The following is a 26,789-nucleotide window of genomic DNA, read 5'->3' as shown; positions in this document are numbered from 1 at the left end:
TCTTACGGGATCGGCCGCTTGGCCGCTTGCAGTTGCGCCTCGACCTGCGCGCAACGCGGGCACAGGCAGGATTGGTTGCGCAGTTCTGGCGGCAGTGCTTCAAGCACGGCCGGGTCGATGCTGACGCCATAGCACCAGCATTCGCGGTCGGCGGTGCGCGGGTCGGCAAGGCTACAATCGTTGCGGGCGCCGCAGGCCGGGCAGTGGTCTGGTTTAACGTCGGAATCAGGCATAAGTCGAGTGAGGCATTTCCACGCAGGTGCGATTGCGGCCGGTTTGTTTGGCTCGGTACATCGCATGATCGGCCCGCGACAGCAGGCTGTGCAAGGTGTCATCGCGTTGCAGCGTGGTGGCGCCGATGCTCACCGTCAGATGGAGGCGGTGGCCGTCGTAGGCATATTTGTGCTGTTCGACGTGTTGGCGGATCTTTTCGGCAATTTTCTGACCGGTGTCGCCGTCGGTGTCCTTCAGTAAAACGATAAATTCCTCACCACCCCAGCGGCAAACAATGTCGGCTTGGCGCAGGCAACTTTGCAGGTCGCGGGCAAAACCGATCAACACCTGATCGCCGGCCATGTGCCCGTAGGTGTCGTTCAACACCTTGAAGTGATCGAGGTCGAGCAGCAACGCCGTGAGTGGTTTGGTTTCGCGTTGTGCTTCGTGCAGGGCCTGTGCGGCGAGAATATCGAAGCCTCGACGGTTGGGCAGTTCGGTGAGGCTGTCGAGTATGGCCTGCGCCTGGATTTTACTTTGGTAGCGCCTGATCACGCGGTTGAGCAGCGCCAGCACAATCAGCGTCACCAGCAGGCAGATCAGCAGATTCAGGTACAGCGACTGACGGATTTCACTCAACGCGCCGTCTTCGCGTTTATCGACGAATAGATACCAGTTCAGCTCCGGGATAAACCTCACATTGAGGAAATGGCCCTGGCCGTGGGCGGAATATTCGTAGCTGCCGCTGTGCGGTTTCGGCAACTGGCTGACCAGACTCTTCATGCTTTCCAGTTCACTCAGGCTCTGGCCAATGTGCGCGCCTTCCGGACCGCCTTCGGCGCCGGTCAACACCAGTCGGCCAAAGGTGTCGACGAAGTACACGCTGCGTTGATAGCGCTGTTGATACTTGTCGATCAGCTTGATCACGGCGTCCACGGTCAGACCGACACCCGCCGCACCGATGAAGCGGTTGTGGTAGTCGTAAACCTTGTAGTTGATGAAGAAGGTCAGGTTGTCCTTGTTGGCCAGATCCGGGTCGACGTTGATCTCGTACGGATCCTTCATGTCGCGCACACGGAAGTACCAGGCGTCGCGCGGTTCATCGACCTTGACCTGCTTGAGCACGCCTTTGGCGTGGTAGTAAGTGTGGCTGGCGTTGGAGACAAAAAACGCGGTGTAGGCGCCGTAGTGGGTCATGACCTCGTCGAGGTAACGAGTCATCTGCTCGGGATTCTGCTCGCCGTTGACCACCCAGTCGCGCATAAAGGTGTCCCGGGACATCATCGAGGAAATCAGGATCGGCCTGACGAGGTCTTTCTGAATTTCCGAGTAGACCGTGTCGGAGGTCAGCGGCAGTTCGGTGTTGACGATGTTGTCGCGGATCGACGCGCGGGAGGCGTAGTAGCTGAGCAACGACGTGGCAAGGAAACCGGCGCCGAGCAGGGCGATCAGCGTCAGAACCAGTGAGCGTTGCGAGTACAGGGGAGAACGAAGCGGCATGGCGGTTCCGTTGGCAGTGGCCCGATGGCATGCATTCTAGTGGGATGGCCGGGAAAAGACTGCGGGATTCATGCCTGAAATGGCGGGGGATATGACGTTGAGGGAATGTCAGAAGGATCGCTCCCTCCCCCAGCCCTCTCCCGGAGGGAGAGGGAGCTAGATTGTGGTGATTTCAAAACCTGAGTTCGCCTCGGTTTCACCGAATGACAACCACCTGACAAACACCTCGGTCAGTCCCCTCTCCCTCCGGGAGAGGGCTAGGGTGAGGGTTGGTTTCCGGATCAGTTCCGAGTTTCAAGATACGCCCGCCAGCCCCCCAAATGACTGATGTCTTGTGCACCTTCCAAACCATACGGCTCACAAATAAACCCGCTCTCCCAACGCCCATCCGCCAGTTGCACCTTGCCCAATCCCAGCGGCGCCGGAATCCCGGTGAGGAACGAGCCCAACTCACTGCTCGGCAATTCCCACACCTCCACCGCAATCGCCACACCGCCATCCTTGACCCGCACCATCCCCGGCCGTAATGGCGGACCGCCGGCCAACGCGTGCAGTTGATAGTCCGGTGAGCTCAACGTCGATTCCAGCAACCGCCCACCTCGTTGGGTCAGTTGCCAGTTCAACGCCAACCCTTGCAGATGCGCGCCACACACCACGATGCGTGCACGATCATGGCGTGCAACGTTCGTGGGCGTCGGCAAGGTCGGGTCCTGCTGGCGCTGCATCGCATCCGCGAGACTCAACAGATATTGATCGGTAAACGCCCGGCCAAACAGCGTCACGCCCCACGGCAATTCATTGGCCATAAACCCGCTCGGCACGGCGACGGCGGCGTAGTCGAGCAGGTTCATGAAGTTGGTGTAGTAACCCAGTTCCGAGTTGCGCAATACGGGTTCGGCGTGCAGTTCGGCGAGTGTCACCGGGCGGCCAATGGTTGGCGTGAGCACACAGTCGAGGCCTTCGAGGGCCTGATCGCACAGGGCTTTCAGGGCTTGCAGCCGATATTGCGCGCGGAAAGTCTGCACGCCGGTCACCGCCGGCGCCTTGGCCAGTACGGCGCGGATCACCGGTAAAACCGCCTCGGGATTTTTCTCCATCAACTCACCCGCCACGCTATAGCGCTCGGCAACCCACGGCCCTTCGTAAAGCAAACGCGCAGCTTCGAGGAACGGCGAAAGATCCAGCTCAACCGCTTCGCCACCCAAGGCCTTGAGCCGGTCAATGGCATCGCCGAACAGCAGTGGCCCTTCGACGCAACCGAAAAACTCCAGATCCTGTGCGCGCGGCACGCCGAAACGAAACGCCCGTGGCGCACCAAACGCCGAGCCGTCATTCCACGATGGATTGCGACGGCTGTACTCATCGCGCGGATCAGCTTTTGCCGTCAATGCCAGCAACTGACTGGCCTCACGCGCCGTCGCGGTAAACGTGGTCACGCAATCCAGCGTACGACACGCCGGCAGCACACCGGCGGTGGAGATCAGACCTTTGCTCGCCTTCAATCCAACCAGATTGTTCAGCGCCGCCGGCACCCGACCGGAGCCTGCGGTGTCGGTGCCCAAGGCAAAACTCGCCACACCCAACGCCACCGCCAGCGACGAGCCGGCGCTGGAACCGCCGGACGGATATTCCGTCAGCACGCTGTTCGGGCACGCGCCATACGGCGAGCGGCTGCCATTGAGCCCCGTGGCAAATTGATCGAGATTGGTCTTGCCCAGCGGAATCGCACCCAAGGCGATCAACTGCTCGACGAGGGTCGCCGAGCGTTCCGGCACATAAGCAAAGTCCGGGCACGCGGCCGTGGTGGGAATACCGGCCAGATCAATATTGTCCTTGATCGCAAACGGCACGCCGTACAGCGGCAGGCTGTCTAGCTCGCGACCGTCGAGAGCGGCGAGATAGGGCTCCAGTTCGGCGACGCTGAGCAGGTGGATGAACAGGTGATAATCCGGGTTCAGCGCGGCAGCTTTTTCCCGTAGTTTCGGCAGCAGTTGACGTGGTGTGGTGTCGCCATTGCGATAGGCCTTGCGCAGAACATCGAGTTGCAGATTCATGAGTAGATCCTTATCCAATTGGCTTCAGTCGAGTTCCAGCACCACGACCCGTTGTCCGGCGCGCACCGCTGAACCGGGTTGCACGCGAATCTCGCGCACCACCCCGGCCAGCGGCGCGAGTACCGGGATTTCCATTTTCATCGACTCGAGAATCACCAGCACGTCGCCTGCTGCGACGCGACTGCCGGCCTCGACCTGCACCTGCCAGAGATTGCCGGCAATGTGGCTGTCGACGCTGTGTTCACCCTCGGCCAATGGCGCGTCTTCGGCGGATGGCGCCACGGCTTCTTCGCTATCGAAATGCGCCTGACCGCTGGCGATCCAGCGTTCGCGCTCGGCATTGAATGCGCCTTGTTGCTGAGCACGAAACGCGCTGATGCTCTCGGCTTCACGATTGAGAAACGCCTGATACTCGGCGAGGTTGAGTTGGCTGTGTTCGATGTTCAGATCGAAGCGGCCCAGCGGAAAATCGCGGCGGATGCGCAGCAGTTCTTCGGCGCTGACCGGATAGAAGCGAATCTGATCGAAGAAGCGCAGCAGCCACGGTTTGCCGTCGAACGCGGCGACTTCGCGATAGCGGTTCCACATCTGCAAGGTGCGCCCGACAAACTGATAACCGCCCGGGCCTTCCATGCCGTACACGCACAGGTAGGCGCCGCCGATGCCTACCGAATTCTCGGCGGTCCAGGTGCGTGCCGGGTTGTATTTGGTAGTCACCAAACGATGGCGCGGGTCGAGCGGCGTGGCCACCGGCGCACCGAGATAGACATCGCCGAGCCCCATCACCAGATAGCTCGCATCGAATACTGTGCGCTGCACTTCGTCGAGGTTCGGCAGGTCGTTGATACGGCGGATGAACTCCAGATTGCTCGGGCACCACGGCGCGTCCTTGCGCACGGTGGTCATGTATTTCTCGATGGCCAACTGGCAGGCCGGGTCGTCCCAGGACAGCGGCAAATGGACGATGCGTGACGGTACTTGCAGGTCGTTGGCGGCGCACACCGCGTCCCATTCGCCGGCGACGATGCCGAGCAGATCGGCGAGTGGCAGCTGCTCGGGCTGGTAGTGGATTTGCAGCGAGCGGATACCGGGGGTGAGGTCGATCACGCCGTGCAAGGATTTGTGTTCCAGCGCTTGCATGAGGGCGTGGGCGCGGAAGCGCAGGACGAGATTGAGTTCAGGCTCGCCGATTTCCAGGAGTAAATGGGTGTCGCCAGAAACCCGCGCAACAAGCCGCCGATCCCCCTGACCCAAATCCAACACTACAGGTGACAAAAGCCCCTGTAGGAGTGAGCCTGCTCGCGATGAGGCCAGTTCAGGCACCGCATCAACTTCATCGCGAGCAGGCTCACTCCTACATTGATCACATTTCAGGGCGAGATCGCGGGCGTTTGAGAGAGAGACGGGGATGAATTGGATTTTATCGCCGGCCTTGAGCTGCCCCAGTTGCCACAGATCCGCTTCGATCACCGTCACCGGGCACACGAACCCGCCAAGGCTCGGGCCATCCGGGCCGAGGATCACCGGCATGTCACCGGTGAAATCCACCGCACCAATGGCATACGGATTGTCGTGAATATTCGACGGATGCAACCCGGCTTCACCGCCGTCCGCGCGCACCCATTCCGGCTTCGGCCCGATCAGGCGAACACCGGTGCGGCTGGAGTTGAAATGCACTTCCCACTGAGTTTCAAAAAAAGTGCCGATGTAATTTTCGGTGAAATATTCCGGCGCAGCGTGCGGGCCGTAAATCACCCGAATCTGCCGCACCGCCGGCAACTCGAAAATGTGCTGGAGTGCCAGTTGTTGACCGCTGCTACGGTCGGCCAGTGCAGGCACATGCAACACATCCCCGGCGCGCAACGCACGACCACCATGCCCACCAAACTGACCCAGAGTGAAAGTGCTTTTGCTGCCCAGATAATCCGGCACCTGCAAACCGCCGCGCAGACACAGATAACTGCGTGCCCCGGCGCCACTGATGCTGCCCAGATGCAACGTCGCACCCGCCGGGATCAGCAGCGCGGTGTTCATCGGCACGTTTGTGCCTTCAAGCGTCAAGGCAATCGGCGCGCCGGTCACCGCGATCACCGCCTCACAGTTGAAGCGCAGCAACGGCCCGCTCATGGTGATTTCCAGCGCCGCCGCGCCTTCAGCATTGCCAAGCAGACGATTGCCCAGACGCAACGCGCGGCTGTCCATCGGCCCCGACGGCGGTACACCGACCGCCCAGTAGCCGAGGCGACCGGGATAGTCCTGCACGCTGGTTTGCGTGCCGGCGCTGAGTACTTCGAAGGTGTTGGCGCGATAGACCAGACCTTCCAGGCAACGGGTCCACGGCTCGCCGCTGGCGAACGGCGTGTCGAGGAGAATCTGCCGCAGGTAATCGCGGTTGGTTTCCACGCCGTACAACAAACTTTCGCCCAACGCCTGGTGCAACTCGGCACGCGCCTGTTCGCGGGTCGGCGCCCAGGTGATGACTTTGGCGATCATCGGATCGAAGTACGGCGGGATCTCGCAGCCAGCCTCGACCCAGGTATCGATGCGCAGTTGAATGCCGTTGGCCGGCGGAAACTCTACCGCCGTCAGCAAGCCCGGGCTCGGCTGGAAATCGCGGCCCGGATCCTCCGCATACAGCCGCGCCTGAATCGCATGGCCGTCAGGTTTCAACTGGCGATACAACTCGCTCAGCGGCGGCAGCTCACCCGCCGCCAGCTCAACCATCCAGCGCACCAGATCGACGCCCCAGACTTGTTCAGTGACGCCGTGTTCCACCTGCAACCGTGTGTTCACTTCGAGAAAGTAGAAGCGCTGCGCTTCGCTGTCGAAGACGAATTCCACTGTTCCGGCGCTGCGATAGTTCACCGCTTTCGCCAGCTTGATCGCCGCTGTGCACAACTCTTCGGCCATGCCCTCCGGCAGGTTCGGCGCCGGGGTTTCTTCGAGGACTTTCTGATTGCGCCGCTGCACCGAGCAGTCGCGCACGCCGAGGGCGATGACCTCACCGCGACCGTCGCCGAACACCTGCACTTCCAAATGGCGGGCGCGCTGGATGTACTTCTCGATGAACACGCCGGCGTCGCTGAAGTTGTTCTGACCGAGGCGTTTGACTGCCTCGAACGATTCGCTCAATTCGCTGGCGCTGCGGCACACGCGCATGCCGATGCCGCCACCGCCAGCGGTGCTTTTCAGCATCACCGGGTAGCCGACTTGTTCGCCAGCGATCAGCGCAGCGTCGAGGCTGTCGAGCAGTTCGGTGCCTTCGAGCATCGGCACGCCGTGTTGTTTGGCCAAGGCGCGAGCGGTGTGCTTGAGGCCGAATACGCGCAGTTGCTCCGGTGTCGGGCCGATGAAGGCAATGTTCTGCGCCTCGCATGCTTCGGCGAACGCGGCGTTCTCGGACAGAAACCCGTAGCCGGGATGGATCGCCGTGGCACCGCTGTGCTTGGCGATGGCGAGGATCTTGTCGACGGCCAGATACGTGCCGGCGGCGGCGCCTTCACCGAGGCTGTGCGCTTCATCGGCGTGCAGGATGTGCAGGCTGGCGACGTCGGCTTCGGAATACACGGCCACGCCTTTCACCTGCAGTGAAGCGAGGGTGCGCAGAATGCGGCAGGCGATGGCGCCACGGTTGGCGATGAGGACTTTTTCGAACATGGCATAACCCCTGGAGGGGAAGCGGGCCGTCCCGCCGTTTTTCGACAGACATCCGGGCCGTCCCGGATGAAAAAAACACTTCAGAACACCACCGATCCCCTGTAGGAGTGAGCCTGCTCGCGATAGCGTCGGATCAGTCAAAACTCATGTACCTGACACACCGCTATCGCGAGCAGGCTCACTCCTACAGTTTGATCTGTGGTGGTTTCACTTTTTCAGGCACTGCCCGGAACGCGCCTGGCACAGGGCGAAAAGCCAACGGCGCAAACGGCTGATAGTCAGTTCCATACCAGTAGCTCCGCAGGTGTCGGGTTGTAGGCGTTGCACGGGTTGTTCAGTTGCGGACAGTTGGAAATCAGCACGATGACATCCATCTCCGCGCGCAAGTCGACGTACTTGCCCGGCGCCGAAATCCCGTCCTCAAAGGTCAGCCCGCCATCCGCCGTTACCGGCACATTCATGAAGAAATTGATGTTCGGCCCAATGTCACCTTTACCGAGGCGCCCGTCATGAACACAGGCGCGCAGGTAGTTGTCGCGGCAGCTGTGCATGTAACGTTTCTCCAGGGCGTAACGAACGGTGTTGCTCTCTTGCGCGCACGCGCCGCCGAGGGTGTCGTGGCGCCCGCAGGTGTCGGCGACGATGGTCAGCATTGCGTGGCCGAGGTTGGAATACAGCACGCTGCCGGTGCTCAGGTAGACGCTGTTCTGCCGGCGCAGCGTGCGCTGCACGTCATAGCGTTCCTTGGGATTGGTGAGGCTGTAAAACAAGGTATCGACGGCCTGATTGCCTTCCAGGTCGAGAATGCGCAGGGTCTGGCCGGCCTTGACCTCCATCAGCCAGGGTTCACCGGCGGGGATCGTGGCGCGGTACACCGCTGTGTCGGGTTGGTTTTGCGAAGTGGCGATAGCAACGGACATGGCAGCGATCCTCAGGCGAACAAACGGTCGGTGTTGATAAAGCCGCGCTCATTTTCCGGGCGCGAGGTGCGGCAGTGTTCGGCGACGCTGGCGTCGGCGTTCATCCAGCTCAGCTTCAGTGGTTTCGGTGCGTATTCGGGGGACGGGTCCATTGGATGTTGCAGCGCGGTGAGCACCACCAGCGTGTCCATCGGCGCGTACAGTTCGATGTAGTCGCCGGCCTTGGAATTGCCCTCGACGAAGTGGAAACGCCCGGCCTCATCGACGTTCACGCGGCTGAACAGGTTGAGCGTCATCAGCAGATCGGACAGGCCCAGCCCCCACTTGCCGAGCTCCACCAGCAGGTTGTCGGTGCCGTTGCGGAAGAAGCCGTTGCGCAGTTCCTGATAGCGGCCCTGGCCGTACTTTTCTGCGACCTCTTCAGCGCAGAGCACACCGCCGAGGCTGTCGCTCCAGCCGCAGGTGTCGGCGGTGATTGCGGCCAGCACGCGGCCCATGTCCGAGTACAGACAATGGCCACTGGTCAGCTTGGCGGTGTGTTGGCATTTGAGGCTGTCGGGCAGGTTCAGCCGCTCGGTTTTTTCATTGGCGTTGAGCAGGGTCAGGCTGACGTTGGCGCCGCCGCGCAGATCGGTCAGGCGCAGCAATTGGCCGCGCTTCAACACGAAGGAACGGTGGCCGCCGCCGGGGAGCATTTCTTCGGCAAACGGTGGGAACAGTTGAGTCGAATCGGTCATCGGCTTATTCATTGAAGAAGTCCTCTCAAGCGGTGCGAAGGGCGCCTGCCAGTGGCAACGGCAGGGCGTCGACGGCGGCGCGTTGGGCGCGGCGGTCGCTGTTCAAAGGGATGTCGTAGGTGATGCGCGCGCCATAGGCGCCGGGGGCGTGCGGGTCGAGGCGCACCTTGTCGAACACCAGCAGACGCGTGCCGAGGCTGAAGCCTTCGGACAGGTCATGGGTGACCATGAACACCGTCAGTTTGGTTTCGCGCCACAGCTCCAGCAGCAAGGCGTGCATGTCTTTGCGGATGCCCGGATCGAGCGCGCCGAACGGTTCATCGAGCAGCAACACCCGTGGTTTCATGATCAGCGCCTGGGCTATCGCCAAGCGTTGCTGCATCCCGCCGGACAGCTGCGCCGGGTATTTGTCGAGGGCATGGCCGAGGCCGACTTTATGCAGCAATGCCGCAGCCTGTTCGCGCGCCTCGCGTTTGGCGCTGCCGAACAACCGCCCCAGCAACGGCGCACGCGGCAATTCAAGGCCGAGGGCGACGTTGTCCAAAACGCTCAAATGCGGGAACACCGAGTAGCGCTGAAACACCACGCCACGGCTGACATCCGGCTCGCTGGCCAGCGCTTGACCGTCGAGCAGAATCTCGCCGCGACTCGCCGTTTCCTGACCGAGCAGCAGGCGCAGAAACGTCGATTTGCCGCAACCGGACGCGCCGACCAAGGTGCAGAATTCGCCCTCGTTGACGCTCAGGTTCAAGCCTTCCAGCACCACTTGATCGGCGTACTGCTGCCAGACGTTTTTTACCGTGATGAAGCTCATTTGGCCGCCCCCTCATACCAAGGGAATGCCCGGCGGGTCAGGTATTTCAGGCCCCAATCCATCAGCCAGGCGAGGAGGGTGATCCACACCACGTACGGCAGAATCACGTCCATCGCCAGATAGCGCCGTACCAGAAAAATCCGGTAGCCGAGGCCGTCGGTGGAGGCAATCGCTTCGGCGGCAATCAGGAACAGCCACGCCGAGCCGAGCATCAGCCGCAACGAGATCAACAAACGCGGCAGCAGTTGCGGCAGTACCACGCGCAGCATCAGCGTCCAGGTCGAGGCGCCGAGGGTCTGCGCCTTGATCAGCAGTTCGACGGGAATTTCCCGCGCACGTTGTTCCAGATCGCGAGCAAGCGCCGGGGTGATGCCGATGACGATCAGCATGACTTTCGACAACTCGCCCAGACCGAAAACGATGAACAGAATCGGCAGAATCGCCAGCGGCGGCACCATCGACAGCACCGTCAGCAGTGGCGACAACGGCGCGCCGAACAGCGGCAGCGTGCCGGCGGCGATGCCCAGGCACAGCCCGGCCAGTGCGGCGATGCCAAGGCCGATGGCCAGACGCCGCAGACTCGACGCGGTGTCTTGCCACAACAGGTAGTCACCGGTGCGGCTGTCGGCATTCAAGGCCAGGCGTTTTACCGCGTCGCTCATCTGCACGGCGCTGGGCAGCAGTTTGTCGTTGGGGTTGTCCGCCAGGCGCTCGGCCGAGCCCATGAAGTAGGCGAACAGCAGCAAAGCGAACGGCAGGATCACCAGCAACAGGCGACTGGGGCGATCCGGGTGGCGATTGATCAGGCGCATGGCCAAATCCTCCGTGGCTTACAGCTTGGCGTCGGCGGCCATCTGCACGTAGGTCGGATCGAAACGCAGCTTGAGGTTGCCGGTGTCGCCGCTGGTCACGCCGTTGGCGAAGGCCATGCCGACCGCGCTGGTGTCTTTCGCGCCTTCACCGAGCAAGCCGTGCTGAAAGGAGAACTCGGCGACCTTGCGCATGGTTTCCGGCAGTTGCTTGCTGGTGGCAAAGTTCAGCGCTTCGCTTGGCGTGGCGAACAATCTGGTGGTGTCGAGTTGCGCCTGGAATCCGGCCAGATCAGTGCCCGAGGCTTTGGCCATGTGCTCCAGCGCAGCTTTGCTCGCGGCGTTCTTGGCGTTCATCAACTCGACCACTTCGAACCACGCACCGGTCAGTGCTTTGCCCAGCGCCGGGTTGTCTTTGAGGGTGGCGCTGTTGACCACCATCATGTCCATGATCTCGCCGGGGATCTGGCTGGAGTTGAACACTTCGGTCACGCCCGGCTTGGCCTTGATGTCCGAGAGCATCGGGTTCCAGGTGGTCACGGCGTTGACCTGTTCGGTGTTGAAGGCGGCGGAAATGTCGGCGTCGGAGGTGTTGACCACTTTCAGGTCTTTTTCAGTCAGGTCGACCGAGTCCAGCGCGCGGGCCAGCAGGTAGTGCGAGACCGACAGTTCGACCAGGTTGACGTCCATGCCCTTGAGGTCGGCGACTTTCTTGCCGTCGCCCTTGACGACGATGCCGTCGTTGCCGTTGGAGAAATCGCTGACGATCAGCGCGGTGCTGTCGACGCCGCCCGCCGCTGGAATGGTCAGCGCATCCATGTTGGTCATGGTGCAGCCGTCGAACTGGCCGGCGGTGTACTGGTTGATCGATTCGACGTAGTCGTTGAGCTGCACGACGTCGATCTTGATCCCGTATTTCTTCGCCCATTTGTCGACGATGCCCTGGCTGCCGGCGTATTCCCATGGCATCCAGCCGGCGTAAATCGTCCAGCACACGCTGAAGTGGTCTTTCTGGGCGGCGGGGGCTTGGCTGCTGATAAGCGCGGCGAAGGCGGCGGCGAGCAGGGCGGGCAAACGTAGTCGGGTCATGGTGGATTCTCCAGTTGATCAAGGGCGGACAGGAAGGCAACGCGGCACCGCGAACGGTGGCTTGTCTCCCGGGCTTTTGTCCCGCCGTGTAACCTCAACTGGAGGTCGCCAACTCTCGGACCAGCCACTCGCGAATGCGAGCCGGAACCCTAGTCAGCCATTGCAAATTGTGGTGCCGCGAACCTGTGATGACTCCTGCACGGGTTTGCTAAAGCGAGACGCGTGCCAAGTCGCGTCAGGCGCTCTGGCACGGGCGCGCGGGTTGCTTAGGGTTGGCGGCGAGGGCGCTGAGGCGCTTTGTGTTGGTGCGCGGCTGCACCGTGATGCAGCGCGTTTGCCGCTGATCCGATGGTTTGCGCCGTTGGCATCGAGGCGGTTACGGACGGGGTTATCACGGCGGCGGATATCACGGTGGTCACCATTAATCAGCGGCTGAATGACGGCGTTTTTGCGGATGAACAAGGTTTCATCAATCACTTGTTTCAACTTGTTGCAGGAACGCACCAGATGCCGAAAACGCTGTCTGATTTTTCGACAGTCACCGATTAAATGACTGTCGCCTGCCAGCGTCGCTGGTGTGGCCAACCCGCGGTCCAGGAGGCCGCCATGTATAGACGAATTCTTCTGCTTGCTGCGTTGATGTTTTCCGTTGCCGGTTGCGTCCCGTACTCCTACGCGGACTCGTATTACAGCTCAGAGGTTTACACCTCACCCGCACCGGCCTACTACAACACGGGTGGCACGTATTACAACGGTGGCAGCAGGTATTACGCGCAGCCACGCTACTACCAACCAGCCCCGCGGTATTACCAGCAACCGCGCTATTACCAATCGGCGCCGCGTTACTATCAACCGGCCCCGCGTCATTATGAAAGCCGTCGCTGGCACGGCAATGATCGCGGACGTTGGGATGGCCACCGTCGTGGCGGTTGGGATAACGATCACCGCGGTCGTGGCAACTACGACCGACACAGCGGACGTGGCGACCACAATGGACGTGGCAACCGCTGGTAAATCCACACAAATGAAAGCGGCGCTATTAGCGCCGCTTTTTTATGCCCGTCGAAAAGTCGTCCCATTAGCCTTGTCCTAGGGCATTCCCAGACGCTTCCTACAGTTTCATTTCCTTGCATTTGTTAGCGTTTGTTCCTGCCGATCGAGGTGAGAAAAACTCAGTTCAATAGCGGCGAATAAACGGACGATGCCGCTATGAAGCTTCTTGTGATTCGCCAAAACTTTCCGGGCCAGTTCCGTCACGTGGTGCTGGCGGCAATTCACAGGCGTTATGAGGTTTTGGCGATAGGTCGGGATACGGCGCCGGGTATCGCAGGGGTGAAAATATATCGATACCGCGCTGCCAGTCGAGCATCGGGCGATATTCACCCCTATCTGACCCGTTACGAACAAGCGGTGACAGATGGACAGAAAGTTTTTGAAATTCTGAGCCGGCTGAAACATTCGGGTTATCGGCCGGACGTGATTCTCGCTCATCCCGGATGGGGGGAAACGCTCTTCGTCAAGGATGTCTACCCTGACACGCCGCTTGTTCACTATTGCGAATATTACTATCGAGCGCAGGGCGCGGATTCCGGGTTCGACCCTGAATTCCCGCGAGCCCCAAGGGATTCATCAAGGCTGCGAATACTCAATTCGCTGCATCTTTTGAATCTCGAACAATGTGACATTGCCATCGCACCTACGCGGTGGCAGCGCAGCCTGTTTCCTGCAGCTTATCGGTCGGCCATTCGGGTTGTTCATGAGGGCGTCATTCAAAGTCCTTACCTGGCGAAAGCTGGGGCAGTCATGTTGCCCAATGGCGTCGAGCTGAGATCCGGGCAGCCGATCGTTACTTATGTCGCGAGGAATCTTGAGCCTTATCGCGGGTTTCATAGTTTTATGCGAGCGATCCCGCATATTCAGGCTGAGTGTCCCGATGTGCAGATAATCATAGTGGGCGGTGATGACGTCAGTTACGGGTGTAAGCCGGTTGGCTATGCAAATTGGCGCAGCAGGATGGAGGCAGAGGTAAGTTTCGATGACTCCAGGGTGCATTTCACAGGGAAGCTTCCTTACCAGACTTACCGGGCAGTTCTGCAATGTTCGAAAGTCCATGTTTATTTGACGTATCCGTTTGTTTTGTCGTGGTCGTTACTGGAGGCGATGGCGTCTGGGTGTGTGGTAGTAGCGTCGGATACGGCTCCGGTAAGGGAGGTGATCGTTGATGGTCACAATGGGTTGCTGGTGGACTTCTTCGATCATCACGCTATTGCCAAACGTATTGCCAGGGTTCTTGAATCCGCTGGTGAGTACGAACGCCTTCGCAGCGCTGCGAAGTTGACGGCGAGCAGATTTGATGTGGAGTGCGGCACGAAACAATACTTTGAGGTGTTTGAGAGCATGACATCCGGGCATCTCAAGAAACAGCCTGTTCCTCAGTTTGACAGGGAGATTTGAAATGCTCCGGATGTCGCGCAAGCAATGGGTTAAATGGTTTAAGAAGTTGTTGGTATGCGGCTTGTTTATTTATGGCTGTTATTGCGTGGTGGATTTTTATATCCGTGAAGAAGAAGTCGCCGAGGCGATGGCAATCTATTACGCGGATCAGGAGGCCTGCCAAAAGAAGCTGGCGAGCATGAAGCAGGTGCCCATACTGGGCGGTAGCTATGTGGATAAGACTCTGGTGCCGGAGTTTTATGTTGGCATGCCTGAATTGGCGAATAAGAAAGCGTGTCTGGCCAATACGCTCAAGGGGCATTTCTGGTGGACCGGGACGGGTTTGCACCGGTACCAGGATCAGAGCCTGAAGTCGATCCCGGAAAGTTGGCGTCTTTATAAAGTTACCGCCGGGCTTTATACGAGAAAAGAGACTGCCGAGCCTCATGAACGGGGCTATCGACACGTGAACTGGCCGGACGAGTTGATTGTGAAGTTGACTAATTATCCGGGGTTAGAGATTTGGCTGGATGCTCCGCCGCCGCATTTCAAGAATGTAGATTCCGTCAGAACGTTTGTCATTACTGGCTGGCCGCGGCGTGATGGCACCCCTCGGTTGATAGACTGTGACGGTTTGATTCGCCCGGCTTCCGAGGAACAACTGACTGACGAGAAATTGGCAAGACTCAGCAGAGCAGAATTGGAAAATATGGATTTCGGCAAGTTGAACTTTTTCTGCATTGTCAAGCTGGATAGCTTTGACTTTACCGGGGGGCACGGCAGCGTAGACCTCGGTCTATCGTCATTACGCGAAGCACCTGAGATGCTCAAGTTTCTCAGTGATTATCTTTCACGCTCAGTTATTACAAGGAAGTAACGATGAGTTATGTTTTTAGCGATGTGGAAAAAACAGCGATCTTTAACGCAGCCAATATTTGCAAAGGTATGAGGCTTCTCTCAAAAAAAATTGAGTACGAGGCAATGGGAATAGTGGGGGCTAGCTGCGCTCCCCTGTATCAAAAGCTGTTCGATATTATCGGCAGAAGAGTTTCTGAGGTTACCGCTGTCGATCAAGAAGCGGAGAAAATTCTGAAAAGCGCCAGGCTCTGGCTTGCCGTGGCCATTGATGCCAACGGTGGAAACGGTGCCTACTCCGCCCTGATTCGCGGCTACACCTCGCGCCAAGGCGAATTGAGACTGAATAAAATCTTCAGTGAAGACCTGATGCAGCTGTCATCGAATCAGGTCGCCGCCAATTTCATCAATACCTTGATCGACGGATCCCTCGCGGGTCGACTGGCACCCTGGACGGTTCCGTCCATCAGCCAGATTGCAGAGATTGATGCCAGTGCGATCGGCAAGGCACTGTTCAGTGAGGCTTGTGGAGAGAAGGATACAGCCGTGAGCCATAACGCCGGTTGGTCCGGGACCGTCGGATTCAGCCTGTTGGGTGGAGCGCCGCCCTATGAAACCTGGAGATTGATCTCCGCTGGTGATTCGCAAGGGGAAGATGGCGGCCCGCCGACTCAAGCAAAAGCCAACAGGCTCGATGACTATAAAAATATTCTGTTCGCCATCGATTCATACAGTGTCGGCCTGCGAGCGGCGATCAGTAATTTCGGCGTCAACCCACTGCAAAGTCTGCTTTCCGTCGTGCCAGAGCAAATCAATATCGCGCTCGCCAGTGGCAGCCTCAATCCGCTGATTCAGCATGTCGTTCAAGGCACGCCGGTTTCCGTCGTGGTCGACCTGATATTGCGCTATGGCCAGAACGAATTCCTCGACATGTTCAAGCGCACCTACGAAGGCGATTCAGCAGCGCCACCTACCACCAATGAAACCTTCGCCACCAACGCTCACGCATTCTTCTCGGCATTTTCACCCGAGCAGTCCCAAAGCATCGTCACCCGATCAATAGGTGAATACGGAAACGCGAATTCATGGGCAAAACTGGCTGGCGAGTCGACCCCCATTGGCCTGGCGTTGCGCAATTCCCTGAAGCAACTAAGCGAAATCGTCATTGAACGCGATGACGGTTATCCCGGACGCGGACTGGAGCTCTACGATCCGCTGACCGGCGAAGGTTTCATCACCGCGCAATGGCTCGCCGATCGTGCGCAAATGTTGGCCCGGTTGATTGCCCGAACCCAAGGCTCGTTCGGAGAACACTCGCTGCAGAAGTTTTCCTACTCCGATCTCGCCTCAACCAAACAGGTGCCGATGACAACCGGTGTGTTAAATCCGCTGGTGATGTTCGGCGATGACGGCGCGCGATCTTTCGCGGGCGGTGCAAATGCTGATCATCTGTATGGCGGCGCGGGCAATGACACGATCAACGGACTGGCAGGTCACGATGTCATCGAGGGTGGACGCGGCAACGACTTGCTTGCTGGAGGCGACGGCAATGATGCGCTGTACGCAATGGCCGGTGATGATGTTCTGGTCGGAGGAAAGGGTAACGACTCTTTGATCGGCGGCGCAGGCAGCGACCGCTATGAGTTTTCCAGCGGTGATGGCATCGATGAGATCTTCGACGCCAACGCCAATGGGCAGCTGTGGATCAACGGCGCGCCGATTCCTTCACTCAAACGTCGCGCCCCTTTGAGCAATATCTGGTCGACCGAGGATCAGGCCATCACCCTGACCCTCATCGAAGAACTCACTGAACCCACGCTCAACATCAAATATGGCCTGAACGATCTCGTCGTTATCAAGAACTTCCGCCCCGGGATGCTTGGCATCCGACTTCCCGAATACCAAGCCCATACGGTCTCTGCTCCCGATCTGGTTCTCCAGGGCGACTGGAAAGCGAAAGATATCGACCCCAATGTTCCCGGAGATCAGTCTTCATACGATGAGTTGGGCAACGCCTTGCTATTGCCCAACGTAAAACAGAGAAACAAGGCCGATGTGCTTTACGGCTCTGCAAAAGACGACGTCATTCTCGGGCTTGGTGGAGCAGACCGATTGTTCGGCAAGGACGGAAACGATCAGTTGTTTGGTGACAAACAGACGACGCTCGAAAAAGCCATGGCCGCTGGCGACGTTAAAGGGAAAAGAGCTCGAGGTGATTGGCTTGATGGAGGGGCAGGTCACGATTTGCTCATCGGTACGGCATCCCAGGACGTGCTTCTGGGCGGTAACGATCGGGATACGCTGATTGGAGGTGCGGGGGATGACATTTTATCAGGGGATGAAACGACCGGCGCGCTGGAGCAGAAATGGGGATTCACACGCGTCAAAGTGCTTATAGACGGTGGTGTCACCAGTCACCGAACTGTCTTTTCAAAGGCCTCCTTTAATAGTTCGACGGAGGGCGATAACGACGTTCTCTACGGTCAGGGCGGTCGCGATGTTCTCAATGGCGGATGGGGTGAGGATCTGCTTGATGGCGGAACTGAAGATGATCTTCTTTGGGGGGAAGAGGGGAATGACACGCTGGCCGGAGGAAGCGGTAACGACACAATGATGGGAGACAACCTCGACTGGGGCGGTGGACTGCAAAGCAAACACCATGGCAACGATGTATTGGACGGTGGCAGTGGCGATGATTGGCTCGCTGGTAACGGTGGAGCCGATGCGATGTATGGTGGCTCAGGCAATGACACTCTCCACGGGGATGACGTTGTACTGAACGGCGTTGCCGGTGACGCCGCCCACTTTTTTGGAAATGACCTGCTGGACGGTGGTGCGGGAGACGACACACTCTGGGGCGGTGGGGCGGACGATCTGCTGTTCGGAGGTGAGGGTAACGACGTGCTGGCCGGGGATTATGCTGAGCACCCGATTCGTTATCACGGTAATGATTTACTTGATGGCGGAACGGGCGATGACACACTTCATGGAATGGGTGGTTCCGATACCCTGATCGGTGGGGCAGGAGCTGACGCGATGGATGGCGATGTCTCCAACCTGCAGTCAGGTGGAATCAACAATGATTACCTTCAAGGCGATGAAGGAAACGATACCCTTTTGGGCGGCTTGGGCGCCGACACACTTTACGGCGGCGCTGATGATGACATTTTATCCGGCGACTACGAGCAGACAGCCGAAGCCGAACACGGCGCAGATTATCTGGACGGTGGTTCAGGCAACGATACCTTGCTGGGCGGTGGTGGGGATGACACGTTGGTGGGCGGGGAGGGTGTAGACCACCTTCGTGGCGATTCAGGCAATAACGTTTTTGATGGCGGGGCCGGTAACGACGTGATGGAGGGCCATGACGGCGCTGATGTTTACTATTTCGGCGCTGGCGATGGTCTTGACGTTATCACCGATTCCGGTGGCAGCAATATCATCAAGTTCGGCGCCGGGTTTTCTGCGGAACGTCTGAAAGCCGACATCATTGATGTTTCCGTAGGCCGGGTATTGCGGCTGTTCAATGGTGAGGGGGACGCCATCCTTATCAGGAATTATGAAGAATGGAAGAATTCAACGTTCAGCTTCAGCGATGGCGTTGTACTTGGTTATGAGGATGTCCTGCGCAAAACATTGCCGCCGATAAAGGTGCCCGAGTCACCTGTACCGGAAGTTGTAACCGCCTCAGGAATCCAGCAAAGCAAAGTTGAAGATCCGGTTCAGCCAGACGATGTAACCACCGCGGCGCAACGTCCTGTGGCATCTGATCACCCCGTTGACTGGACTGAAAAATTCCTCGCGCAAATCAAATCCAGGCGCTACGCCCGCAAACATGCCACAGGTTTCACCTTGAGTGATCAAGGCGTCTGGGTTCGCAGTCATATCACGACTAGCGACACCGGTTACATCACTCACACCGAGCTGAGCGATGACAGCGTCGAAGCGGGAACACTGTCTGAAACGCCGCCATGGATGAAGGTTGATGCGGGGCATGCCGTGGTCAGTGAAAGGCAGTCGAAAACCACAACCCGTGTCGAACATAAACAGGTGAAAGCCGGTGGGGCGATAGCCTCTTCAAGTCAGGCGCCTCGCTATTATCGATCCGGCTCGGCCACCGGCTTTTCATTCAATACGGGAGATGTATTGGTTGAAGACCGTAAGGAATCCGGCGCGCTTGAGGGCTGGTACATCTATCCGGCAGCAAGCTTCGGTTCGGGGGAAACGGTGCCCAAGGCGTTTCGCTGGGATGTCACAACTGAAACGATCAAACGCAAAATCGTCCCTGGCGACGATGCCGGCGGGCGAGTCAATGTCGAAGTGGAAAACGTTTTCCACGGCGGCGCGGGAGACGATCTGATTGTCGCTTATGCAGGCTCCCCACTTGACTACGGCACTGTCGGCGACAGAACACCGGGCGCGTTTTTATCCGCAGGTGCAGGTGACGACATCTTGCTGGGCTCCGAGGGCGCCGACTATCTGGTCAGCGGGGCAGGGGATGATTGGCTTTACGGTGAAGACGGTGCCGACACCTACATCGTGCAAGCGCACGCCGGAGCAACTACCACGATTGCGGATGTGCCGAACCCTGTTTTCCACCGAGCAGAAGTTGGCGCAGCGGGGTGGAAAGACGAGTACGGGTTGATCGATCAGGACACGGTCGTCCTTCCAGCAGATGCGCAGCGCGATGCACTGCAATTGAGCTGGGGTGCTGCGCTGATAGAAACCACACATGTCGAGCTGGAACCCAACCCAGCTCGCGGGGCACACCGCAATCCGCCAAGAGCGAAAATGCTCCATCCGACACTCGATATCAATTGGGGCGGGATGCAGAAAGTTCGCATCGTCTTGCCCCTCAACGGTGAACTTGAGGGGGCCGGGATTGAGCTCTTGAGTTTCGCCGATGGGTCGGTCGTGAGTTTGAAACAACTCTTGGAGTCAAGTCAGCTGGGCCCTGCGCCCGAGACTTTTCATACGGGTGTAACCGTTAACAATTCAACGCGTTTTACGTCTCTGCGAGACGGACGGGCGCTGCCGTTAGTCGGTGGTCGAGGCAACGACACGATAAGCGGCGCGGGGGAAATCCGAGGCATGGAAGGGGATGACGTGCTCACCGGCAGCCCCGGTGATGATCTGCTGTTAGGTGGGCCGGGCAATGACACGCTAACCGGCGGCGCCGGAAATGATATCTACCGATACGATGGCCTCGGCAGGGACGTGATCATCAATCGGGGAGACGGCCTTGACGGGATCGACTTTTCCGAACGCAGGCTGAAGATCGACAACTTGAAGTTTCACCGTGAGCGCGATGATCTGGTGATCGTGGTGGATTACGGCATGGCACCGAAAATCCGGGTTTCCAATCATTTTGCCGCAGGCGAAAGCGCTATCGGCTTCATAAGAGTCAGCGAAGGAACAGCGACTCAAGACTACAGCGCGATGCAGATTGCTGAACGTCTGCATCCTCTTCCGCCATTGAGGGATGTCGAAGACATTTTGATAAAGGGCGACGAAGAAGCGCAGCGGGCGATGACGGAGATTATTCAGTTTTACGAGCTGAATGTCTGAGTCGTATGGCGACCGATTGAGCCAGCTCGCGATGGGAATCCAGTCGTCATCGCGAGCATCGCGTCAGTTCAATACTGCGTCAGATCCGCTAATGGATGCCGCCCCTCCCATACCTTGTGAAAGTGCGCCTCGACCACCGCATCTGGCACGTTATTGATATCCGGCCAATGCCAGTGCGGCTTCTGATCCTTGTCGATCAACCGTGCGCGAACCCCTTCGCTGAACTCCGGATGCCGGCAGCAATTGAGGCTCAGGGTGTATTCCATCTGAAAGACTTCGGCCAGCGACATGTGCCGGGCGCGGATGATCTGTTCCCAGACCAGATGCGCGGTCAGCGGCGAGCCTTCGCTCATGGTTTTCGCTGCCCGTGCGATCAACGGATCGCTGCTGTCGCGCTGCAGGCTGATGGCTTTCCAGGCGCAGGCCACGTCGCTGACGTCGAGCAGTTCGTCGATCTGCTGGCGACGCGGTAGCCACTGCGCCTCGGGCATCTGCGCCACGGCTTCCTGCTGCAACGCCTTGAGCAAACTGTTGAGTTGCACGTCTGTCTGTTCCTGCCAATTGAGCTGCAGCAGGCCTTCGATCAATTGCGGCTGCTGTTCGTCAAGCAGGAAGCGGTCGGCCAGGTCCAGATCGATCGCATCACGAGCGTTCATGTGCGCACCGGTCAGGCCGAGGAACAAACCGAGCTTGCCCGGCAGCCGGGCGAGAAACCAACTGGCGCCGACGTCCGGATACAAACCAATGCTGATTTCCGGCATCGCCAGGCGGCTGCTCGGCGTAACAATCCGCGTACTGGCACCTTGCAACAGGCCCATGCCGCCACCGAGCACGTAACCATGGCCCCAGCAGATCAACGGTTTCGGATAGGTGTGCAGGCTGTAATCCAGACGATATTCCGCGCTGAAAAACTGCGCGGCCAGCGGTGGTACTTCGCCGGGATGGGCGCGACAGGCCTCAACCAGGCTGCGCACCTCGCCGCCAGCGCAGAAGGCCTTGGCGCCATTGCCGCGCAGTAGCACGCAGACGATTTGCGGATCCTTGGCCCAGGCGTTCAACTTGTCGCTGAGGGCGTTGATCATCGGCAGGGACAGCGCATTCAGCGACTTTTCAGCATCGAGGCTGGCGATACCGATGCGGGCGCCGTCGGTGCCGGTGAGTTCTTCGAAGTGCAGATTCATCGTGACCTCGATCGGGAATTTGAACGATCAGTATGATCGTTGTGTGGGAAAGTGCCGGATCTGCATCAGATCAATTGACAAGCGTGGTCGGCTTTCCTAGGGTTCGCCCCATTGTTTTTGCCGGGTATGACCATGACTGCTGACGACCGTATCAAACTCGAACCGAGCTGGAAGGAGGCACTGCGTGCTGAGTTCGACCAGCCTTACATGGCAGAGTTGCGCCAGTTTCTGCAGCAGGAGCGGGCGGCCGGCAAGGAAATCTATCCGCCGGGGCCGATGATTTTCAATGCCTTGAACTCGACGCCGCTGGATAAAGTGAAGGTGGTGATCCTCGGCCAGGACCCGTATCACGGCCCGGGCCAGGCCCACGGCTTGTGCTTCTCGGTGCAACCGGGCGTGCCGGCACCGCCGTCGCTGGTCAACATCTATAAGGAGTTGAAACGCGACCTCAACATCGACATTCCCAATCACGGTTACCTGCAGAGCTGGGCCGATCAGGGCGTGCTGATGATCAACACCACCATGACCGTCGAGCGCGCCAATGCCAATGCGCACAAGGACAAGGGTTGGCAGTTCTTTACTGATCGGATCATTGAACTGGTCAGCGAGCGCCAGCCGCATCTGGTGTTCATGCTTTGGGGCGCCCATGCGCAGAGCAAGCAGAAGCTGATCGACGCGACCAAGCATCTGGTGCTGACGTCGGTGCATCCGTCGCCGCTGTCGGCTTATCGCGGGTTCCTGGGTTGCGGGCATTTCAGCCGGACCAACAAGTTTCTCGAACAGAATGGCGAGACGCCGATCGAGTGGCGTTTGCCGTCGATCTAAAAAGCATCGCGAGCAGGCTCACTCCTACAGTTGAAATGCGCTCCCCTGTAGGAGTGAGCCTGCTCGCGATGGGGGCAGCTCGGTTTTACTCGGGATTACGATTCCAATACTTGAACAACGGCTCCGCCAGGAACAGCACAAACAACAACCGCATCACCTGCATCGCTGTCACCAGCGGCACCGACAGTTGCAGCGTCTCCGCCGTCAGGCTCATCTCGGCAATCCCGCCGGGCATCATGCCGAGCGTTAGCGAACGCAAATCCAGATGAGTCAAAGCACTCAGCCCCAACGCCGCCAACGTCGCGATCAACATGGTCAACGCCGTGCCGATCAACGTCCGCCCCATGAATGAAGGCGCTCGGCGGAAAAACTGCCGGTTGAAGTGACATCCCAAACCGCTGCCAATCAGCCACTGGCCAATCTGACTGCCGCCATTGGGCAAGCCAATGTGCAGATCCCAGCCAATACTCACCGCCGCACTCACCAGCAACGGCCCGAACAGCCACGGATTGGGTTGGCGCAAACGCTGCCAGAGCCAGGCGAGCAGACCGCCCGCCGGAAACAGAATCGCCAGCCAGCGCCAATCGACGCTGCCGGCATGAGAAATCGGATTGCCATCGCCGAGCAGGTACTTGAACGCTGCCGGCACACACAGCACCACCACCAGCACCCGCAAACTCTGTCCTGCCGCGACATGACTGAGCATCGCGCCATTGCGCGCGCCGAGGTTGACCATCTCCCCGGAACCGCCCGGCATGCTTGAGAAAAATGCGGTGGCGCGATCCTCACCGGTACGGCGCATCAACCACACGCCCACTACCGCCGAGACACTGGTGACCAGCGCACCGAAGAAGATCAAACCGAAATGACTGAGCACCTGCTCCATCACCACCGGGGTGAAGTGCAGGCCGATGCCGATGCCGACAATCCACTGGCCGCACTTGCGGCCGCCAGGGATTTCGGTGAGTTGCCACGGGGTCAGGCAGCGCACGAGGATGATCGCCAGCAACGAGCCGACCATCCACGGCAGTGGCCAGCCGATCTGGCTGGCGAGGTAACCGCCGAGCAGACCGACCAGCGGGGTACCCCACCAGGATTTCAGTGAGGCGCGATCAAACATCGGCGATGGCGCGACGCGCGACCGAACGTTTGCGCCAGATGCGCAGCAGTGGCATCAGCAGCATGATCGCGGTCAGCACCCAGACACCGAAGGTGATCGGGCTCGACCAGAGGATCTCCAGCGCACCGTTGGAAATCGACAGCGCACGACGCAGGTTCTGCTCCATCAAGCCGCCGAGAATGAAGCCCAGCAACACCGGCGACAACGGGAAGTCGAGCTTGCGCAGGATGTAACCGAAGATGCCGATGCCGACCATCAGGAACAGGTCGAACGTGGTGGCGTGCACCGCGTAGACGCCGATCCCGGTGATGATCGCGATCACCGGCACCAGTGCCCAGTTCGGCACGGCAAGGATGCGGGTGAAGATGCGGATCATCGGGATGTTGAGGATCACCAGCATGATGTTGGCGATGAACAACGAGGCGATCAGCCCCCAGACGATGTCCGGTTGTTGCTGAAACAGCAGCGGGCCCGGGGTGATGTTGTACAGCGACAGGGCGCCGATCATCACCGCCGTGGTACCCGAACCTGGAACGCCCAGCGTCAGCATTGGCACCAGTGCGCCACAGGCCGAAGCACCGATGGCGGTTTCCGGCGCGGCAAGGCCACGGGCATCACCCTGACCGAATTTGCCGCTCGCACCAGCGATGCGTTTTTCGGTCATGTAGGCCACGGCGCTGGCCAGCGTCGCGCCGGCACCCGGCAATACACCCATGATGAAACCGAGCAGACCGCAACGGATGTTCACCACGAACACCGACGACGCTTCCTTGAAGTTGAACATCATCCGCCCGGTGGCTTTCACCGCTTCCTGGCCGCGATGGGTTTTCTCCAGCAGCAACAGAATCTCACTGACCGAGAACAGACCCAGCACCAGCACGACGAATTGAATGCCGTCAGTCAGGTGAATGTTGTCGCCGGTAAAGCGGTAAACGCCGCTGTTGGCATCGATGCCGACGCTCGACAGGAAGAGGCCGATCAATGCCGCAATAAAGGTTTTCAACGGTCGATCCCCGGCCATGCCGCCGAGACAGACAATCGCAAACACCATCAGCACGAAGTATTCCGCCGGGCCGAAGGCAATCGCCCATTTCGCCAGCAACGGGGCGAACAGGACCATGCCGCAGGTGGCGATAAACGCGCCGATAAACGAACTCCACGCCGACAGCGACAGCGCCACACCGGCCAGACCTTTGCGGGCCATCGGGTAACCGTCGAGGGTGGTCATCACGGTCGATGCTTCGCCCGGGATGTTCAGCAGGATCGAGCTGATCCGGCCACCGTATTCGCAGCCCAGATACACCGCTGCCAACAGGATCAATGCCGACTCCGGCGGCAGGCCGAGCGCAAATGCGATCGGGATCAGCAGTGCCACGCCATTGATCGGGCCAAGGCCCGGAAGCAGGCCGACGACGGTGCCGATCAGTGTGCCGGTCAGGGCTGTGACCAGGTTGTACGGGCTCAGCGCGACGCCGAAGCCTTGACCCAAATAACCGAGGGTATCCATATCAGTTCTCCAGCACGTCGAGCAGGCCAAGGGGCAGCGGAACGTCCATCACACGGTCGAACAGCAGGTACAGACCGATGGCCATCAGCGTGGTCACCACGATGCTCGGCATCCAGCGACCGCCATACAGGCGCGCCATCGGAATGCCGATGAGGATGCTGCTGAGGATGAAACCCAGCGGTTCGAACAGGCCGGCGAACACCAGTAGCAGTGCGACGCAAATGGCAATCTTGGTCAGGGTTTCGCGATCCAGTGGCGGCTCGTCATCGCTGTGCTTGATCGGCGCCGGGCGAAACACCATGTACAGCAGCGCCGCGCCCATCAGGCCGAGCATCAGCAGCGGGAAGGCACGCGGGCCGACCGGTTCATAGGAAAAAGCCGCTTGGTACGGCCACGCCATCAGTGCCAGGCCGGCACAAACCAGCAACAGCACGGAGGCGAAAATGCGTTGAATAAGCATGGGAGCTCCTGTGCCGCGTCCCCGTCAGCGGGAACGCAGCCGCTAGACAGGGACGATCACTGGATCAGGCCGAACTCTTTGGCCAGCACTTTGTAGTCCGCGACCTGCTTCTTCACGTAGGTGTCGAGTTCCGGGCCGGTCATGGCGAACGGGAACAGTTCACGCTGATCGCGCAGCGTGGCGAACTCATCGGAGGCCAGCAGTTTGTCGAACGAGTCTTTCCACCAGGCGTAGTCTTCATCGCTGACTTTTGGCCCGAGGTAGAAGCCGCGCACTACTGGCCAGACAATGTCATAGCCTTGCTCGCGAGCAGTCGGGATGTCTTTCATTTCCGGCTCGTCGAGACGCTTGTCGGCGAACACGGCGAGCAGGCGCATGTCGCCACTCTGGATGTGCGGCATGGAGTCGGAAATGTCGGTACTGCCGACCTGAATGTGGCCGCCGAGCAGCGCCGTGGCGATTTCGCCGCCACCCTCAAGCGCCACGTAACGCAGGTCGCGCGGGTTGATCCCGGCAGCCTTGGCAATCAGTGCGGTTTGCATCCAGTCCTGGCTGCCAACAGTACCGCCGGAACCGATCACCACCGAGCTTGGATCTTTCTTCAGTGCCTGAACGAGATCGTCGAGGGTCTTGTAGGGCGAATCGCTTTTCACGGCGATGGCGCCGTAGCTGGTGCCAACGGCTGCGAGCCAGCGCACGTTGGTTTCATCGAAACGACCGAACTTGCCCTGGGCCAGGTTCAACAGCGAACCGCTCGACCACGCCACCAGCGTGCCGGCATCCGCCGGACGTTGCGCGACCACGGCGTTGTAGGCCACCGCGCCGACACCGCCGGGCATGTAGGTCACACGCATCGGTTTGCTCAGCAGTTTCTGGTTGACCAGTGCGCTCTGCACCAGTTTGCAGGTCAGGTCGAAACCACCGCCGGGGGAGGCCGGTGCGATACATTCCGGACGTTTCGGTTCGGCCATCAGTTGGCCGGCAAACAGGATGCAACTGGCGGCCAGTGCAACTTTACGCAGTGACAGGTTCATTCGATTCTCCACG

General features: G+C 59.4%; 20 protein-coding genes and 1 riboswitch. Of the genes, 6 read left to right on the top strand and 14 right to left on the bottom strand.

The window, feature by feature from the left end; translation table 11 throughout:
- Nucleotides 1-2 precede the first annotated feature (2 nt).
- The 9 genes from CKW17_RS05805 to CKW17_RS05765 all read right to left on the bottom strand — a co-directional run bounded on the left by CKW17_RS05805 (nt 3) and on the right by CKW17_RS05765 (nt 11,793).
- Nucleotides 3-233 (bottom strand): cysteine-rich CWC family protein, encoded by a 231-nt coding sequence (locus CKW17_RS05805; protein ID WP_064119704.1) that lies wholly within the window; start codon nt 231-233, stop codon nt 3-5.
- On the bottom strand, nt 226-1,713 hold the full coding sequence (locus tag CKW17_RS05800) for a sensor domain-containing diguanylate cyclase (RefSeq protein WP_095119131.1): 1,488 nt from the start codon (nt 1,711-1,713) through the stop codon (nt 226-228). Before CKW17_RS05800 ends, CKW17_RS05805 begins: the two co-directional genes overlap by 8 nt.
- Nucleotides 1,714-1,994: 281 nt before the next feature.
- Nucleotides 1,995-3,767, bottom strand: a complete 1,773-nt coding sequence (gene atzF, locus CKW17_RS05795) for an allophanate hydrolase (protein ID WP_095119130.1) — start codon at nt 3,765-3,767, stop codon at nt 1,995-1,997.
- A 24-nt stretch (nt 3,768-3,791) separates the two neighbouring features.
- A complete protein-coding gene (uca, locus tag CKW17_RS05790; RefSeq protein WP_095119129.1) occupies nt 3,792-7,424 on the bottom strand; it encodes an urea carboxylase in 3,633 nt (1,210 codons plus the stop codon).
- Nucleotides 7,425-7,702: 278 nt separating this feature from the next.
- The gene (locus tag CKW17_RS05785; RefSeq protein ID WP_095119128.1) at nt 7,703-8,344 is read right to left on the bottom strand and encodes an urea amidolyase associated protein UAAP2; all 642 of its coding nucleotides are present in this window, start codon (nt 8,342-8,344) and stop codon (nt 7,703-7,705) included.
- Between the two features lie 11 nt (nt 8,345-8,355).
- Entirely contained in the window at nt 8,356-9,081 is a 726-nt protein-coding gene (locus CKW17_RS05780; RefSeq protein WP_095119127.1) for an urea amidolyase associated protein UAAP1, read from the bottom strand.
- Between the two features lie 25 nt (nt 9,082-9,106).
- On the bottom strand, nt 9,107-9,895 hold the full coding sequence (locus CKW17_RS05775; protein WP_095119126.1) for an ABC transporter ATP-binding protein: 789 nt from the start codon (nt 9,893-9,895) through the stop codon (nt 9,107-9,109).
- Nucleotides 9,892-10,707 (bottom strand): ABC transporter permease, encoded by an 816-nt coding sequence (locus tag CKW17_RS05770; protein WP_038358319.1) that lies wholly within the window; start codon nt 10,705-10,707, stop codon nt 9,892-9,894. Before CKW17_RS05770 ends, CKW17_RS05775 begins: the two co-directional genes overlap by 4 nt.
- A gap of 18 nt (nt 10,708-10,725) precedes the next feature.
- Nucleotides 10,726-11,793, bottom strand: a complete 1,068-nt coding sequence (locus tag CKW17_RS05765) for a putative urea ABC transporter substrate-binding protein (protein WP_095119125.1) — start codon at nt 11,791-11,793, stop codon at nt 10,726-10,728.
- Between the two features lie 63 nt (nt 11,794-11,856).
- A riboswitch (guanidine-I (ykkC/yxkD leader) is annotated at nt 11,857-11,957 on the bottom strand.
- Nucleotides 11,958-12,141: 184 nt separating this feature from the next.
- On the opposite strand from CKW17_RS05765, the gene CKW17_RS29675 reads away from it, so the two are divergent.
- The 5 genes from CKW17_RS29675 to CKW17_RS30660 all read left to right on the top strand — a co-directional run bounded on the left by CKW17_RS29675 (nt 12,142) and on the right by CKW17_RS30660 (nt 20,649).
- Nucleotides 12,142-12,342 (top strand): hypothetical protein, encoded by a 201-nt coding sequence (locus CKW17_RS29675; protein ID WP_141234553.1) that lies wholly within the window; start codon nt 12,142-12,144, stop codon nt 12,340-12,342.
- A gap of 57 nt (nt 12,343-12,399) precedes the next feature.
- The gene (locus CKW17_RS05760) at nt 12,400-12,807 is read left to right on the top strand and encodes a hypothetical protein (RefSeq protein WP_064388490.1); all 408 of its coding nucleotides are present in this window, start codon (nt 12,400-12,402) and stop codon (nt 12,805-12,807) included.
- Between the two features lie 195 nt (nt 12,808-13,002).
- Complete coding sequence (locus tag CKW17_RS05755; protein ID WP_095119124.1) at nt 13,003-14,247, top strand: glycosyltransferase family 4 protein; 1,245 nt, start codon at nt 13,003-13,005, stop codon at nt 14,245-14,247.
- 1 nt (nt 14,248) lies between these two features.
- Nucleotides 14,249-15,103 (top strand): hypothetical protein, encoded by an 855-nt coding sequence (locus tag CKW17_RS05750; protein ID WP_095119123.1) that lies wholly within the window; start codon nt 14,249-14,251, stop codon nt 15,101-15,103.
- Nucleotides 15,104-15,105: 2 nt separating this feature from the next.
- The gene (locus CKW17_RS30660) at nt 15,106-20,649 is read left to right on the top strand and encodes a calcium-binding protein (RefSeq protein WP_095119122.1); all 5,544 of its coding nucleotides are present in this window, start codon (nt 15,106-15,108) and stop codon (nt 20,647-20,649) included.
- 68 nt (nt 20,650-20,717) lie between these two features.
- Here the strand turns inward: CKW17_RS30660 and CKW17_RS05740 are convergent, their stop codons facing one another.
- Complete coding sequence (locus tag CKW17_RS05740) at nt 20,718-21,830, bottom strand: enoyl-CoA hydratase/isomerase family protein (RefSeq protein WP_095119121.1); 1,113 nt, start codon at nt 21,828-21,830, stop codon at nt 20,718-20,720.
- Between the two features lie 132 nt (nt 21,831-21,962).
- On the opposite strand from CKW17_RS05740, the gene ung reads away from it, so the two are divergent.
- Nucleotides 21,963-22,655, top strand: coding sequence for a uracil-DNA glycosylase (gene ung / locus CKW17_RS05735; protein WP_026000577.1), 693 nt, complete (start codon nt 21,963-21,965; stop codon nt 22,653-22,655).
- Nucleotides 22,656-22,740: 85 nt separating this feature from the next.
- Here the strand turns inward: ung and CKW17_RS05730 are convergent, their stop codons facing one another.
- The 4 genes from CKW17_RS05730 to CKW17_RS05715 are packed head-to-tail and all read right to left on the bottom strand — an operon-like array spanning nt 22,741 to nt 26,776.
- Nucleotides 22,741-23,775, bottom strand: a complete 1,035-nt coding sequence (locus CKW17_RS05730; protein ID WP_095119120.1) for an AbrB family transcriptional regulator — start codon at nt 23,773-23,775, stop codon at nt 22,741-22,743.
- A complete protein-coding gene (locus tag CKW17_RS05725; RefSeq protein WP_007911435.1) occupies nt 23,768-25,282 on the bottom strand; it encodes a tripartite tricarboxylate transporter permease in 1,515 nt (504 codons plus the stop codon). Before CKW17_RS05725 ends, CKW17_RS05730 begins: the two co-directional genes overlap by 8 nt.
- Before the next feature lies 1 nt (nt 25,283).
- The gene (locus CKW17_RS05720) at nt 25,284-25,742 is read right to left on the bottom strand and encodes a tripartite tricarboxylate transporter TctB family protein (protein ID WP_095119119.1); all 459 of its coding nucleotides are present in this window, start codon (nt 25,740-25,742) and stop codon (nt 25,284-25,286) included.
- A 56-nt stretch (nt 25,743-25,798) separates the two neighbouring features.
- The gene (locus tag CKW17_RS05715) at nt 25,799-26,776 is read right to left on the bottom strand and encodes a tripartite tricarboxylate transporter substrate binding protein (RefSeq protein ID WP_095119118.1); all 978 of its coding nucleotides are present in this window, start codon (nt 26,774-26,776) and stop codon (nt 25,799-25,801) included.
- Nucleotides 26,777-26,789: the final 13 nt, after the last annotated feature.

Source organism: Pseudomonas sp. Irchel s3f10 (genome assembly GCF_900187515.1).
Classification (GTDB): Bacteria; Pseudomonadota; Gammaproteobacteria; order Pseudomonadales; family Pseudomonadaceae; genus Aquipseudomonas; species Aquipseudomonas tensinigenes.
This window is presented reverse-complemented; position numbering and strand designations above follow the sequence as displayed.

Coding starts and splice junctions, on each gene's coding strand:
- CKW17_RS05805 (WP_064119704.1), bottom strand. CDS start 233: ATGCCTGATTCCGACGTTAAACCAGACCACTGCCCGGCCTGCGGCGCC.
- CKW17_RS05800 (WP_095119131.1), bottom strand. CDS start 1,713: ATGCCGCTTCGTTCTCCCCTGTACTCGCAACGCTCACTGGTTCTGACG.
- atzF (WP_095119130.1), bottom strand. CDS start 3,767: ATGAATCTGCAACTCGATGTTCTGCGCAAGGCCTATCGCAATGGCGAC.
- uca (WP_095119129.1), bottom strand. CDS start 7,424: ATGTTCGAAAAAGTCCTCATCGCCAACCGTGGCGCCATCGCCTGCCGC.
- CKW17_RS05785 (WP_095119128.1), bottom strand. CDS start 8,344: ATGTCCGTTGCTATCGCCACTTCGCAAAACCAACCCGACACAGCGGTG.
- CKW17_RS05780 (WP_095119127.1), bottom strand. CDS start 9,081: ATGACCGATTCGACTCAACTGTTCCCACCGTTTGCCGAAGAAATGCTC.
- CKW17_RS05775 (WP_095119126.1), bottom strand. CDS start 9,895: ATGAGCTTCATCACGGTAAAAAACGTCTGGCAGCAGTACGCCGATCAA.
- CKW17_RS05770 (WP_038358319.1), bottom strand. CDS start 10,707: ATGCGCCTGATCAATCGCCACCCGGATCGCCCCAGTCGCCTGTTGCTG.
- CKW17_RS05765 (WP_095119125.1), bottom strand. CDS start 11,793: ATGACCCGACTACGTTTGCCCGCCCTGCTCGCCGCCGCCTTCGCCGCG.
- CKW17_RS29675 (WP_141234553.1), top strand. CDS start 12,142: ATGGTTTGCGCCGTTGGCATCGAGGCGGTTACGGACGGGGTTATCACG.
- CKW17_RS05760 (WP_064388490.1), top strand. CDS start 12,400: ATGTATAGACGAATTCTTCTGCTTGCTGCGTTGATGTTTTCCGTTGCC.
- CKW17_RS05755 (WP_095119124.1), top strand. CDS start 13,003: ATGAAGCTTCTTGTGATTCGCCAAAACTTTCCGGGCCAGTTCCGTCAC.
- CKW17_RS05750 (WP_095119123.1), top strand. CDS start 14,249: ATGCTCCGGATGTCGCGCAAGCAATGGGTTAAATGGTTTAAGAAGTTG.
- CKW17_RS30660 (WP_095119122.1), top strand. CDS start 15,106: ATGAGTTATGTTTTTAGCGATGTGGAAAAAACAGCGATCTTTAACGCA.
- CKW17_RS05740 (WP_095119121.1), bottom strand. CDS start 21,830: ATGAATCTGCACTTCGAAGAACTCACCGGCACCGACGGCGCCCGCATC.
- ung (WP_026000577.1), top strand. CDS start 21,963: ATGACTGCTGACGACCGTATCAAACTCGAACCGAGCTGGAAGGAGGCA.
- CKW17_RS05730 (WP_095119120.1), bottom strand. CDS start 23,775: ATGTTTGATCGCGCCTCACTGAAATCCTGGTGGGGTACCCCGCTGGTC.
- CKW17_RS05725 (WP_007911435.1), bottom strand. CDS start 25,282: ATGGATACCCTCGGTTATTTGGGTCAAGGCTTCGGCGTCGCGCTGAGC.
- CKW17_RS05720 (WP_095119119.1), bottom strand. CDS start 25,742: ATGCTTATTCAACGCATTTTCGCCTCCGTGCTGTTGCTGGTTTGTGCC.
- CKW17_RS05715 (WP_095119118.1), bottom strand. CDS start 26,776: ATGAACCTGTCACTGCGTAAAGTTGCACTGGCCGCCAGTTGCATCCTG.